This window comes from Variovorax sp. J22P240 (assembly GCF_030316855.1).
In the GTDB taxonomy this organism is placed as follows: Bacteria; Pseudomonadota; Gammaproteobacteria; order Burkholderiales; family Burkholderiaceae_C; genus Variovorax.
This window is the reverse complement of sequence record NZ_JASZYR010000002.1, coordinates 196,602-209,893: the sequence shown is the minus strand read 5'-3', so window position 1 is coordinate 209,893 and position 13,292 is coordinate 196,602. Positions and strand designations below refer to the sequence as shown.

The following is a 13,292-nucleotide window of genomic DNA, read 5'->3' as shown; positions in this document are numbered from 1 at the left end:
TGTTCAGAACGCATAGGCCGCGCGGCGCTTGGCCTCGCCGCGTTGCAGCCAGCCGATGACCCGCATGCGAATGCCTTCGCGCAACAGGTCCCAGCGGCTCGGATTGCTGACGATCTGCGCCTTGTAGAACGACGGGCACAGCACGGCCGCATGCGAGACCTCGCCGCACACGCCGCAGCCGACGCAGCTGTCGAGCACGGTCGCCACCGGATCGGTGCGCAGCGGATCGGGATTGGGCTTGATCGACAGCGACGGGCAACCCGAGAGCCGGATGCACGAGTGGTCGCCCGTGCAGGTGTCGGAGTCGACGCCGAACTTCTCGCGCACCACGCGCTTGCCGCTGGCGATGGCCTTGCGCACCAGCGGCTTCTCGCGGCGCTGCTTGTTGAGCATGCATTCCGACTGCGCGATGAGGACCTTGGGGCCCTTCTCCTGCGTGGTCAGCGCTTCCTTGAGTGCATCGCGCATGCCGGCGACGTCATAGGTGCGGCGCATGGTCTTCACCCACTTGACGCCGACACCGCGTACCGCACGTTCGATCTCGTGGCCGGTGCTGCGCGTCGCGTTCAGCGCGTTGGACGAGAGGACGTCCTGGCCGCCGGTCGCGGAGGTGTAGTTGTTGTCGACGACGATGGTCAGGTTGTCGCTGCGGTTGAAGACCGCGTTGGCGACGCCGCTCGTCAGGCCGTTGTGCCAGAAGCCGCCGTCGCCCATCATCGAGATCGCGCGCTTGCCTGCGGGCGCATTGAGCGCCGAAGCGCCCGCGCCGCCCAGGCCGTAGCCCATCGTCGTGTTGCCGATGTTGAAGGGCGGCAGGATCGAGAACAGGTGGCAGCCGATGTCGGCGCTCACGTGGTGCGGGCCCAGTTCGCGCTCCACCAGCTTCATCGCACTGAAGATCGGGCGCTCGGGGCAGCCGGTGCAGAAGCCCGGCGGCCGCGCGTGCACGCTGTCGCCCAGTGGCCTCGCAGGTTCGGGCGCGGCGTCGACGCCGATCTCCGCCACTTCGGTCAGCGGAATCACCTTGCGCACCGCGGCAGGCACGGGCAAGGGCTGCAGCCGGCCGTAGCGCTCGCAAAAGGTGCGCGCGCCCTTGAGCAATTCTGCCGCCGTGTACTCGCCGGCGACCGGGAGCATGTCCTTGCCGTGCAAAGCCGTCGTCGAGTCGGCCTGGCGCAGGATGGTCGCTAGGTTCTGCTCGACGAAGTTGGGCTGGCCCTCCTCCACGATCAGCACGGCGCGCTTGCCTTCGCAGAAGCGCAGCACCTCGCTTTCGATCACGGGGTAGGCGACGTTCATCACGTACAGCGGCACCTTGGTGTTGCCGTAGACGTCGGCCAGCTCCAGCCTTTCGAGTGCCCGGATCATCGTGTTGTAGCTGCCACCCTGCACGATGATGCCGATGTCGTCGGCATCTTCGGAGAAGAACTCGTTGAGCTGGCGCTCCTCGATGAAGCGCACCGCGGCGGGCCAGCGCTCCTTCACCTTTTCCTGCTCGTGCACGAAGCTCGCGGGCGGCAGCACGATGCGGCTAACGTCGCGCTGCGGGTTCTCCAGCGCCTCCTTGATCGAGAATTTCGGCCGGCGGTTGTCGCCCGCGATGAAGTGGCCGTGCACGTGGCAGGCGCGGATGCGCAACTGCAGCATCACAGGCGTATTGCTGGCCTCGGAAAGGTCGAAGCCCTGCTTCACCGCCTCGACGATGCTCGGCAGGTTCGGGCGCGGATCGAGCAGCCACATCTGCGATTTCATCGCGAAGGCATGGCTGCGTTCCTGCATGATCGACGAGCCCTCGCCGTAGTCCTCGCCGACGATGATCAGCGCGCCGCCCGTCACGCCGCCCGAGGCCAGGTTGGCCAGTGCGTCGGAGGCGACGTTGGTGCCCACGGTCGCCTTGAAGGTCACGGCGCCGCGCAGCGGGTAGTTGACGGATGCGGCCAGCGTCGCGGCGGCGGTGGCTTCGCTGGCGCTGTTCTCGAAGCGGATGCCCTGTTCGGCGAGGATGTCTTGCGCGTCGGCCAGCACGTCCATCAGGTGGGAGATGGGCGCGCCCTGGTAGCCGGCCACGTAGGAGACCCCGGATTCGAGCAGCGCCTTGGTGACTGCCAGAATGCCTTCACCCCGGAAGACTTCGCCACCGGAAAGCCGGAGCTTCTTGACTTCCTCTACGAACGATCGCTCAGCCATGGCGGCCCTTTCTTGTCAGGAATCGTGGGGTTCCTTTCGAAACCTCGGCCTCTATAATGTTTAGAACTGAATGTATTCACAATCATGAATAACCCTAGACATGCAAGCAGCGTGCCCGCCGAGGGTCAGGGGCCATTCACCGACGAAGCGCCTGCCGGGACGCTGCGTTTCGTCGACGACTACCTGCCGGCGCTGCTGGCGCAGGCGAGCCAGCTCATCTCGTCCGAGTTCCACCGCGTGGCGCGCCAGCATGGGTTTTCAGTGTCGGAATGGCGGGTGATGGCGTCGCTGGCGGGCGGCGCGCCGATCAGCATCGGGCAGTTGGCGCAGATCACCGTCACCAAGCAGCCGACGGTGACGCGGCTGCTGGACCGGATGGAGGCGCGCGAGCAGGTCGAGCGCCTGCCCCACGACAGTGATCGGCGTGTCACTCTGGTGCGCATCACGCGCAAGGGTGCGAAGGCCGTGGAGCACCTGATGGAACTGGCGCGCGAACACGAGCGCCGCGTGCTCGAACCCTTCGGGCTTCAGCGTGCGGAAGACCTCAAGAGCACGCTGCGCCACATCATCGAACTGCACGCGGCGGCGCCGGGCGAGGCGCCGGACGCGGACTAGGCCCTCAGCGCGACGGCACGAGCACCGCGCGGCCCCGGTGGCCCCGGCGGCTGATCCAGTCCATCGCCGTTGCCGCTTCGTCGAGCGCGAAGGGCTGCACGTCGAGCTTCAGGCGACCATCTGCAAGGCGGGCCAGCAATTCGGGCGCGGCCGCGCGGCCGACAGCTTCACGACGGAACATGTTGAGCGGCAGCAGTGCGACGTCGCGTTGCAGGAAGTGGGCGATGTCCAGCGCGAGCGAGTTGCCCGCCGTGTAGCCGATCAGGACGGCGCGGCCGCCAGGGCGCACGCGAGTCAGTGCGGCGGCGAGGATCGGACCGCCGACGGTATCGACCAGCAGGTCGACGGATACCGGCTCCAACGCGGCTGGCAGTTCATCCAGCAGGACAACGACCTTCGCGGCCGAGGGCATCGCGGCAGCTTGCTCCGCACTGCTCACGAGCACGGTCACTTCGGCACCGGCATCGAGCGCAAGCTGCACCACGAGCGATCCGACCGCCCCCGTTGCGCCCGTCACCAGGACACTTTCACCCGCGCGCAGGTGGGCGACTTCGCGCAGCGCCACCCACGCGGAAGTGCACGGCGAGAAGAAGGCCGCGCCGATCGTTGCCGGCACCGCATCCGGCAGCACGCCGAGCGCCTCGTCGGGCGCATCGATGAATTCGCACCACGTGCCGTCGAACAGCGTGCCGAGTCCGCTGCCGCGCAGCCACACGCGCTGGCCTTCCGCATGGATGGCGCTTGCGACGACGACGCCGGCCGCCTCGACGCCCGGCGTGTAGGGAAAAGGCGGATGTTTCAGGAAGCTGCCGCGCCACACGGTGCGATCGATGTGACCGACGGTGGCCGCCTCCATACGCACGATCGTGCGGCCGGGCCGCTGCTGGGGCTCGGCGACGTCTTCCAGCACGGGCGCCGCATTGAAGGCATGCACGCGCACGGCTTTCATGCCAGCGTCTCCAGGAAATCGAGCACTGCTTGCGCAAAGGGCCCGGGCATCTGGTCGGGCAAGGGGACCATGCCGCCTTGGATGTCGACGATGCGCGCGTTCGAGAGGTCCTCGTGCAGTTCGGCCGCATGGGGCGAGGCGAACGGATCGTCGGTGGCGCGGATGATGAGCGTGGGATGGACGACACGCTGGATGCGGTCCTCCATCCGGTAGGCCGCGACGGCGCGGTGCCCGTCCTCGAGTCCGCCACTCGCCTTCAGGGCATCGAGAACGAAGGCTTCGAGCAGCTCGGGGCGTTTCACCGGATAAAAGCCCTGCCGTCGCTGCCACAGGGCCGCGAGATGGCTGCCGTCTTCGCTGGCCTCGACCTCGTCGATCGGCGGTCGTCCGGCGCGCGCGACGCGGAAGGCCTCATGGGTGAAGGGCGTGGAAGACAGCACCAGCCCACGCACCCGATCGGGAAAAGCCGCAGCCAGCTCGACCGCGATGACGCCGCCCGTGTGATGACCCACCACGTCGGCACGCTCGATGCCCAGTGCGTCGAGCAATTCAAGCGCGACCTTGGCCCATTGTTCGATGCTGGCTGGCACATCGCCCGCGTCGGAATCGCCGAACCCGGCGGTGTCCATTGCGATCGCCCGGTAGTGCGCACCGATCAACGGCAGCACCTCGCGGTACTCGGCCCAGCTGCGTGGCGACTGGTGCAGCAACAGCACGGCCGGCGCATGCGCATCGCCGCACTCGGCGTAGTGGACCTGCCCCACCGAGAGATCGGCGAACGCGCGCCGGATCTTCATTCGCGCGTCTCGGCCGCGGGCGGCTGCCACAGCCCGGCATGCTTGAGCATGCCGAGGGTTCGCGAGAGCACGTCGCGTCGGTAGGCTCCGACGTCGCGCCCCTCGTACTCGTAGAAGCCGCTACCGCTCTTGAGGCCCAACCGTCCTTCCTCGACCATGCGGTCCACGATGGCGGGCGCGGTGTAGCGTGCGCGGTCGATCGACGCCGCCATCTCGCGGCTCGCGTGATGGAGGATGTCGCAGCCGCCGAAGTCGATGAACTCGACCACGCCGAGTGCCGCGAATCGCAGTCCGAGCCCGTAGCGCGTGGCCTTGTCGATTTCCTCCGCGGTGGCGGCGCCCTCCTCGATCATGCGGGCCGCTTCATTCATTACCAGCGCCTGCAGCCTCGGCACGATGTAACCCGGCGATGCGCCGCAGACCACCGGCAGCTTGCCGATGGCTTCCATCAAGGCCTTGGTGCGTTCGAGCACAGCCGGATCGGTGCCAGGGTGGCAGCTGAGCTCGACCACCGGGATCACGTACGCCGGATTGAGCCAGTGCATGTTGAGAAAACGCTCCGGCCGGTACACCAGCGCCGCCAGTTGCGTCACGAGGATGCTGCTGGTGGTCGAGGTGAGGATCGCGTCCTCGCGGCAATGCCGGTTGATGTGCTCGAAGGCATCGCGCTTGGCTTCGAGCGTCTCGGGGACACCCTCGAAAACCAGCTCGGCAGCCGCCAGTGCGGCAGGCGCATTGGCTGCGTCGACAAAATCGACGCGCGCGGCGATGGCGCCAACCTGTCGGGCGTCGATCACCCCGAGTTGGGCGAGGCCCGCAAGGCTGGCTTCGATCTCTGCCTGGGCCTCGCCACGCAGCTTCTGCCATGCCTCGTCGCTGCGCGGACGCAGGTCGACGAGCGAGATGCGGTGTCCCGCATAGGCGAATGCGATCGCGATGCCGCGACCCATCCGTCCCGCGCCTACCGCGGCGAAGCGGGGAAGCTCATTCGCCATCGTGCAGCCTTTGCTTGAGCTGCGCCGGCGTCAGGCCGGCGAGGCCGAGCGTTTCGAGCGTGCGCGGACCCTTGCGCAGGTCACGGCCAAGGAAGCCACCGACGATGGCCAGCAGGCCGTGTGCAATCGGCGCGTCGACACCGACGAAGCGCGCGGCCGACGCGAGAAAGGCGAGACCGAGTTCCGTGTCTTCGGTGATGTACCGATGCGCATAGAGGTCGATGTTCTCGCGCCAGTCGCCGGATTTCACCAATTGCTTGTGTGCATCGCCGTACATCCACTGGTCGTTGTTGTAGTGGTCGGCCAGCGGATAGTGCGGCGCGCCCTGGCCCAGGGCCTCGCGCACGGCGATGCGCTCCTGATCGAGCCGGTCGGTCACGTCGCGCACCGCGCGCTGCGTGCCTTCGTTGTGGATGTCCCAGCGCTCGAAGTGCTGCAGCGGAGCGGCGTTCATCACCATCAGCGGCGGATGAATGACGGGGCCGGCGTTCATCAGCGCGCCCGACAACGCATCGCCGCAGCCATGCACGCTGGGGTAGGCCTTGCGGATGACTTCGATGGCCTCGCGCTCCTTGCGCGCCGGGTACACGCCGGTGGGCAGGCGGATGGCGCGGATGGTTACGTTCACCTCGCGCTCGCCGTGCTTGCGCGCGAGGTAGGGCAACGTTCCAGTCTCGGCCCAGGCCACGTCGGCGCGGTTGCCCACTTCTTCGACGAGCCGCGCCATGACATAGCTGCCGAAGGTGCCGGGCGGCAGAAACACGACCTGGCCATCGACCAGGTGCGGGGCCATCGCTCGGGCGATGTCTTCCTGCGCGATTGCCGGCGTGGGAATGACGATCAACTCCGCACCCCGCATGGCGGCGCCGATGTCGGCAGTGGCCAGTGCGATCCGCACGTCGCGGGAACCGGCTGCGTCCTTCAACGTGATGGATCCGGCCTTGGCGACCGGCTCCAGCGCGCCCGCGTCGCGGCGCCAGAGACGCACTTCATGATCAGCTTCGGACAGGTCCGCAGCAGCCGCGTAGGCGCCGTGGCCGCCGCCGAGAATTGCGATTTTCATAGGTCGACAGTGGAAAGAATGAAGTGGATGAACCGGCCGCCAGCAGGCCACCGGAGGACTTGAGCCGTCAATACATTACTTTTCAACTGTTCAGGTGTCAACTAAAAAGGACGCCTATTCGCGTTTCCCACTAGGAGCCGACACGGGCACTGCATGGCCCATGCCAAACGAACAAAAGCCCGCATTTCCAGGGAAATGCGGGCTTTGTGAAATGGGATGCGGCTCAGGGCCGCTCAGGCTCAGCGGCTGGGCTTGAAACCGCGCTTCTGCGCGTCACGCGGAACGAAGACCTTGCCGCCGCCGGCATGCCCACGGGGAGCAAAGCCGTCGCCGCGGCCGGCACCACCGCCAGCGCCGCCGCGCGGGGCGCTGTCGCCCCAGCCCGGCTTGCGGCCGAAACCACCGTCGTCACGGCCGCCGCCGAAATTGGCGTTGCCCTGGTTCTGGAAACCACGCGGTGCACCAGCGGCGGGGCCGCGTGCATTGCGATCGTTGAAGCCGCTGGCGCCGGCGTAACCGCCGCCGCCACCGTATCCACCGCCGTTGCCGCCGCGATGACCACCGCCGCCGAACTTGCGATCGCGCGAATGGTTGTCACGGCCACGGCCACCGAAGTCGCCTTGCGGACGCGCTTGCGGCGCACGCTGTTGCGGCTCGAGGCCTGGAATCACTTCCGACTTGAACTGCTGGCGGCTGTACGACTCGATGTCGAAGATCCGGCGACGATCGCGCAACTCGGCGAAGGTCACGGCAATGCCGTCGCGCCCTGCCCGGCCGGTACGGCCGATGCGGTGGGTGTAGTCCTCGGCCTTCATCGGAAGGCCGAAATTGAACACGTGCGTGATGGTCGGCACGTCGATGCCGCGCGCGGCCACGTCGGTGGCGACGAGGATCTGCACCTGGCCCTGGCGCAGCGCCATCAACCGGCGGTTGCGCAGGCCCTGGCTCAGCGCGCCGTGCAGCGCGACGGCGCTGAAGCCGTCCTGTTGCAGGTCATTGGCGAGACCGTCGCACTCGACCTGCGTGCTCGCAAACACGATGGCCTGGTTGATGGTGGTGTCGCGCAGCCAGTGGTCGAGCAACTTGCGCTTGTGCTGCATGTTGTCGGCCCAGAACAGCACCTGCTTGATGTTGGCGTGCTTTTCCTGCGGGCTGTCGATCGTCACGCGCTGCGGTTCGCGCATCACGCGGGTGGCCAGTTGCTGGATGCGCGACGCAAAGGTCGCGCTGAACATCATCGTCTGCTGGCGCTCGATGGTGAGTTGGTTGACTTCGGCGAGGTCGTCCGAGAAGCCCAGGTCGAGCATGCGGTCGGCTTCGTCGACGACGAGGAACTTGACCTGGTCGAGCTTGATCTGCATCGAGCGCTGCAGGTCGAGCAGGCGGCCCGGCGTGGCGACGACGAGGTCGGCGTTTTGCAGCTTCGCGATCTGCAGTTGGTAGGGCATGCCGCCCACCACGTTGGCAATGCGCAGGCCACGGCAGTGCTTGACCAGATCGATGGCATCGTGCGCCACCTGTTGCGCGAGTTCGCGCGTGGGGCACAGGATCAGTGCGCCGGGCGTGGCGGCTTTGAAGTGGCGCGCGTTGGTCGGGTCCTTGCGCTTCGGCTTCTTGGGCGGCGCTTCGCCGCGGGCAGCAGCCTCGGCGGCCAGACGCTGGAATTCGGCCTTGGCTGCGGCCTCGGCTTCGGCCTGGCGTTGCAGCAGGGTGTGCAGCACGGGCAGCAGGAAGGCGGCGGTCTTGCCGCTGCCGGTCTGGCTCGACACCATCAGGTCGACGAAGCGCGTGGGGCCGTCGGCGTGGCCGCTGGCCGTCATGGCGCGCGGGATCACCTGCTCTTGCACGGTGGTGGGCTGGGTGAAGCCGAGGTCTTCGACCGCGGCGATCAACTCGGGCGCGAGGCCCAGCTTGATGAAGCCGTTCGGCAGCTTCGGTGCCTCGGCCGGCTCGACGGCATCGAGTGCCTCGAAAACGGGAGCGGCGTTGGAAGAGTCGGGGGAGGATTCGAGTTCGCGCGAAACGGCGGAAACGGCGAATTCATCGGATTGCACAGGCGCGAACTCGCCCTGCGCTTCAAAAGCGTCGGTCATTCAGTAATCTCATACGCGAGCACAGCCGTGGGCGGTGCTCCGTCGGGTGGTGAAAAACATCAACCATCCAACGACGTTCAGCAATGACTTTCGTCTTTGCCGCGGCCCGTTCATTCGGGCGCGATGTGCAAGATAGGGAGATGCAAGAAAACGCTGCAAAACAGCGAAGCCGTCGATTATCGCATGGCTCGGGGTTTTTACCTAATCCTGAATGCGCAGGAAGGTTTCACGGTAGTGCGCGAGTTCCTCGATCGATTCGTGCACGTCGGCGAGCGCCGTATGGGCCTGCTGCTTCTTGAAGGCGTTGTACGCGGCCGGCTTCCAGCGCTTGGCGAGTTCCTTGAGGGTGCTGACGTCCAGGTTGCGATAGTGGAAATAGGCTTCCAGCTTGGGCATGTACTTCACGAGGAAGCGGCGGTCCTGGCCGATGGTGTTGCCGCACATAGGCGAGCCGCTTTTCGGGATGTAGCGCGAGATGAATTGGATCAACTGCTGCTCGGCGGTGGCTTCGTCGAGCGTGGAGGCTTTCACCTTGTCGATCAGGCCGCTGCGTCCGTGGGTGCCCTTGTTCCAGGAGTCCATTCCGTCGAGGACTTCGTCGCTCTGGTGGATGACGAGCACGGGTCCGTCGATGCAGGGAGTCAGGTCGGGACCGGTCACGACAACGGCGATTTCGAGCAGGCGCTCCTTTTCGGGGTCGAGACCGCTCATTTCGCAGTCCAGCCAGACGAGGTTCTGGTCACTCTTCTTGAGCGTGGCTGCGGGCGCGGGCGCAGCCGGTTCGATGGATTCGGGCATCCGGCGATTGTCGTCGATGACCCTGAGCGCGGCCGGGCTTCCCGCACTGGAGCGCCCTTTCCACCGACAGGGCAACCGGCGAACGCCGAGGCTGCGGGCTAAACTCGACCGCCATGTCCGCCCCCTCATCCACCTCCCTCGCCTTCACCCTGGCCTTCGCCCTCGCGCTGATCGCCGGGCTGGTCGTGAAGTTCTGGCTCGCCACGCGGCAGGTGCGCCACGTGGCACGCCATCGCGATACGGTTCCCCCGGTTTTCCAGCAGGCCATCACGCTCGCCGCCCACCAGAAGGCCGCGGACTACACGATGGCCAAGACCCGCTTCGGAATCGTCGAAATGGCGTGGGGCGCTGCGGTGCTTCTGGGGTGGACCCTGCTGGGCGGTCTCGACCTGCTCAACAAGCTGCTGCTCGGCTGGCTGGGCGGCGGCATGCTGCAGCAACTCGCCCTGCTCGCCGCCTTCGCGCTGATCGGCGGCCTGCTGGAATTGCCCTTCACGCTGTGGCAGACCTTCAGGCTCGAGGAGCGCTTCGGGTTCAACAAGATGACGTGGCGGCTTTGGCTCGCCGACGCCGTCAAGGACATTGTGCTGGGTGCGCTGATCGGCCTGCCGATCGCGGCGCTGATCCTCTGGCTCATGGGTGCCGCCGGCAGCCTGTGGTGGATCTGGGCGTGGGGCGCCTGGATGGCATTCAACCTGCTGTTGATGCTGGTCTACCCCACTTTCATCGCTCCGATCTTCAACAAGTTCCAGCCGCTGGACGATGCAGCTCTCAAAGAACGCGTGAACGCGCTGATGCAGCGCTGCGGCTTCGCGGCCAAGGGGCTGTTCGTGATGGACGGCAGCACGCGCAGTGCGCACGCCAATGCCTATTTCACGGGCTTCGGCGCGAGCAAGCGCGTGGTGTTCTACGACACGCTGCTGCGCCAGCTTAATGCTGGCGAAGTCGAGGCGGTGCTGGCGCACGAGCTGGGCCACTTCAAGCACCGGCACGTCATGAAGCGGATGGCGGCGATGTTCGCGCTGAGCCTCGCCGGCTTTGCCCTGCTGGGCTGGCTGTCGACGCATACATGGTTCTATGCGGGCCTGGGCGTGCAGCCGAACATGGCGGCGCCCAACAATGCGCTCGCCATCCTGCTTTTCATGCTCGCGGTGCCGGTCTTCGGCTTCTTCGTTGCGCCGCTGCCGGTGCTGATTTCACGCAAGCACGAGTTCGAGGCCGACGCCTACGCTGTCGCGCAAACCAGCGGCGCCCATCTGTCGGCAGCCTTGCTCAAGCTCTACCAGGACAACGCGTCGACGCTGACGCCCGATCCGGTGTTCGTCAAGTTCTACTACTCGCACCCACCCGCCACCGAGCGCCTCGCGCGCATGGCCGCGATCAGCCCCTGAAAGCCGATGATGAGCAGCATGTTCAAGACCAAGGATTGGAAGACGCACGCACGCCGCGCCATGAGCGCCACGGAAATCGTGGCGAGCCTTGCACGATTGGAAGGATGGAAGCTCACGGGCGACGGCGCCGGCGTCGCGATCGAGAAGACCTTCACCTTCGCGAACTATTTCGAGACCATCGCCTTCGTGAATGCCCTCGCGTGGGTGGCGCACCGGCAGGACCACCATCCCGACCTCTCGGTCCACTATGACCGCTGTGTCGTGCGCTTCAACACGCACGACGTGGGCGGCATCTCGTCGACCGACTTCGACTGCGCTGCTCAGGCCGATGCGCTGATTGCGGACTGACCCGATGGAACGCGCCCTTGGCTAAGCAGCGCGGCGGCACGGCCAGCGGCGTGGTGCTGCGCGACGGACTGGTCGTCGCAAGCCACGGCCGCCACTGCCTCGTCGAAACGCCGGAGGGCGAACGCCTGATCTGCCACCCACGCGGCAAGAAGAGCCACGCCGTCGTCGGCGACCGTATCCAGTGGCAGGCGAGCGAAGATGAGGGCACGATCGAAAAGGTGCTGCAGCGGAAGAACCTGTTCTATCGCCAGGACGAGATCCGCACCAAGTCGTTCGCGGCCAACCTTGATCAGGTGCTGATCCTGATCGCGGCAGAGCCGGAGTTCTCCGAGACACAGTTGACGCGCGCGTTGATCGCGGCGGCGGCGGAACGCATCACACCCATCATCGCGCTCAACAAAAGCGACCTCACCGTGCCTTTCCAAAGGGCCTGGAGCCGGCTGGCGCCCTACCGCCGCATGGGCTACCAGGTCTTACCGCTGGCGCTGACTGCCTCCGACCCATCGGATCGCGCGACCATGTCGACGATGCTGGCCAGCAAGACGACCCTCGTGCTTGGTCCCTCCGGCGCTGGCAAGAGCACGCTGATCAACCTGCTGGTGCCAGGCGCGACCGCACTGACGGGCGAAATCTCACAGGCGCTCAACTCGGGCAAGCACACCACCACCAGCACGACGTGGTACTGGGTGGACGCCGCACGAAGCACCGCGCTGATCGACTCGCCGGGTTTCCAGGAATTCGGCCTGCATCACATCGAGGCGATGCAACTGGCGCACCTGATGCCGGACATCGCGGAGCAGGCCACAGACTGCAAGTTCTATAACTGCACGCACCTTCACGAACCGGGATGTGGCGTGATTGCGCAGGTGGATTCGCCCGACCATCCGGGCGCGATCAGCGCTTCGCGCTACAGGATCTACGGCGAGTTGTTCGCTGAACTCACCCAATCGAGATACTGAGTCGCTCCCTACAGGGGGCAGACGATGATCTCCGCAAGCGCTTCGACCAGCGCCGAACACTGGGCGCGCGTGCCGACCGTGATGCGCAGGTATTGAGCAATGCGCGTCTGCCTGAAATGACGCACGAGAACGGCCCGCGCCCGCAGCGACGCCGCGAGTTCGGCTGCATCGTATGCGGGGTGACGCACGAACAGGAAATTGGCCTGCGAAGGCAGCACCTCGAAGCCTAGATCCTCCAGTTGCAGCACCAGGCCCTCGCGAGTGTCGACAACGTCATCGCGGGTCTTGGCGAACCACGCCTCGTCTCCGAGCGCGGCGATGGCTCCTGCGGAGGCGAGCCGGTCGATCGGGTAGGAATTGAAGCTGTTCTTGACACGCTGAAGGGCGTCGATCAAGTGCGCCTGCCCACACGCAAATCCAACGCGCAGGCCCGCCAGGGAGCGCGACTTGGACAAGGTCTGCACGACCAGCAGATTCGGGTATCGAGCAATGAGCGGCAACGCACTTTCACCGCCGAAATCGACGTAGGCCTCATCGACCAGAACCACACTATCCTCGCATGCCTTGAGCAGGGCTTCGATGCGGGAGAGCGGCAGCCCGATGCCGGTCGGCGCATTCGGGTTCGCGATGACGATGCCTGCGCAGCCTGCAGCCGCGCGCACGGCCAGGGCGCGGTCGTCGATGCGCAGAGCATCGTCGACCGGCTGCAGCTCGCACGCAATGTCGTAGAGCTGCGCGTAGACGCGATAGAAGCTGTACGTGACATCGGGGATCAGCAGCGGTTCGGCTTGTTGGAAGAAGGCGAAGAAGGCATGGGCCAGGACCTCGTCGGAGCCGTTGCCCACGAACACCTGCTTGATGTCCAACGCGTGGCGCGTGGCGATCGCTTCGCGCAACTGCGTGGATTCGGGATCCGGGTAGAGCTGCAATCCGTTCTCGGCCGCGCGGCAGATGGCATCGATCGCTCGCGGCGATGGTGGATACGGGTTTTCGTTGGTATTGAGCTTGACCAGGCTCGCGATACGGGGCTGCTCACCCGGCACATAGGGCTCGAGCGCCGCGATGCGCGGACTCCACAAGCTTGCAACGTTGGACAA

The 13,292-nt window shown here is 66.1% G+C and carries 12 protein-coding genes; 4 read left to right on the top strand and 8 right to left on the bottom strand.

All coding sequences use genetic code 11. The features are described from left to right. Positions 1-3: 3 nt before the first annotated feature. The gene (locus tag QTI24_RS07900) at positions 4-2,187 is read right to left on the bottom strand and encodes a thiamine pyrophosphate-dependent enzyme (RefSeq protein WP_286599571.1); all 2,184 of its coding nucleotides are present in this window, start codon (positions 2,185-2,187) and stop codon (positions 4-6) included. Between the two features lie 84 nt (positions 2,188-2,271). Between QTI24_RS07900 and QTI24_RS07895 the strand changes: the two genes are divergently transcribed. Continuing rightward, positions 2,272-2,802, top strand: a complete 531-nt coding sequence (locus QTI24_RS07895) for a MarR family winged helix-turn-helix transcriptional regulator (protein WP_286599570.1) — start codon at positions 2,272-2,274, stop codon at positions 2,800-2,802. A 4-nt stretch (positions 2,803-2,806) separates the two neighbouring features. Here QTI24_RS07895 and QTI24_RS07890 read toward each other — a convergent pair whose 3' ends face one another. From QTI24_RS07890 to orn, 6 genes are all read right to left on the bottom strand, one after another. Then, positions 2,807-3,751, bottom strand: coding sequence for a quinone oxidoreductase family protein (locus QTI24_RS07890; protein WP_286599569.1), 945 nt, complete (start codon positions 3,749-3,751; stop codon positions 2,807-2,809). Beyond that, a complete protein-coding gene (locus tag QTI24_RS07885; RefSeq protein WP_286599568.1) occupies positions 3,748-4,548 on the bottom strand; it encodes an alpha/beta fold hydrolase in 801 nt (266 codons plus the stop codon). The genes QTI24_RS07890 and QTI24_RS07885 overlap by 4 nt, the downstream gene beginning before the upstream one ends. Beyond that, entirely contained in the window at positions 4,545-5,543 is a 999-nt protein-coding gene (locus QTI24_RS07880) for a 3-hydroxybutyryl-CoA dehydrogenase (RefSeq protein ID WP_286599567.1), read from the bottom strand. Before QTI24_RS07880 ends, QTI24_RS07885 begins: the two co-directional genes overlap by 4 nt. Then, complete coding sequence (locus QTI24_RS07875; RefSeq protein WP_286599566.1) at positions 5,533-6,606, bottom strand: NAD/NADP-dependent octopine/nopaline dehydrogenase family protein; 1,074 nt, start codon at positions 6,604-6,606, stop codon at positions 5,533-5,535. The genes QTI24_RS07880 and QTI24_RS07875 overlap by 11 nt, the downstream gene beginning before the upstream one ends. 239 nt (positions 6,607-6,845) lie before the next feature. Next, positions 6,846-8,699, bottom strand: coding sequence for a DEAD/DEAH box helicase (locus QTI24_RS07870; RefSeq protein ID WP_286599565.1), 1,854 nt, complete (start codon positions 8,697-8,699; stop codon positions 6,846-6,848). A gap of 201 nt (positions 8,700-8,900) precedes the next feature. Continuing rightward, complete coding sequence (orn, locus tag QTI24_RS07865; RefSeq protein ID WP_286599564.1) at positions 8,901-9,497, bottom strand: oligoribonuclease; 597 nt, start codon at positions 9,495-9,497, stop codon at positions 8,901-8,903. Between the two features lie 113 nt (positions 9,498-9,610). Here orn and QTI24_RS07860 point away from each other — a divergent pair, with 113 nt between their 5' ends. Genes QTI24_RS07860 through rsgA form a run of 3 tightly spaced genes read left to right on the top strand, consistent with a single transcriptional unit; the run spans position 9,611 to position 12,195 of the window. Continuing rightward, a complete protein-coding gene (locus QTI24_RS07860; protein ID WP_286599563.1) occupies positions 9,611-10,888 on the top strand; it encodes a M48 family metallopeptidase in 1,278 nt (425 codons plus the stop codon). Positions 10,889-10,897: 9 nt separating this feature from the next. Then, positions 10,898-11,236, top strand: coding sequence for a 4a-hydroxytetrahydrobiopterin dehydratase (locus tag QTI24_RS07855; protein ID WP_286599562.1), 339 nt, complete (start codon positions 10,898-10,900; stop codon positions 11,234-11,236). Positions 11,237-11,253: 17 nt separating this feature from the next. Beyond that, positions 11,254-12,195 carry a ribosome small subunit-dependent GTPase A gene (gene rsgA, locus QTI24_RS07850; protein ID WP_286599561.1) on the top strand — a complete coding sequence of 314 codons (942 nt, stop codon included), beginning with the start codon at positions 11,254-11,256 and terminating at the stop codon, positions 12,193-12,195. 8 nt (positions 12,196-12,203) lie between these two features. On the opposite strand, the gene hisC is transcribed toward rsgA, so the two are convergent. Beyond that, a complete protein-coding gene (hisC, locus tag QTI24_RS07845) occupies positions 12,204-13,292 on the bottom strand; it encodes a histidinol-phosphate transaminase (protein WP_286599560.1) in 1,089 nt (362 codons plus the stop codon).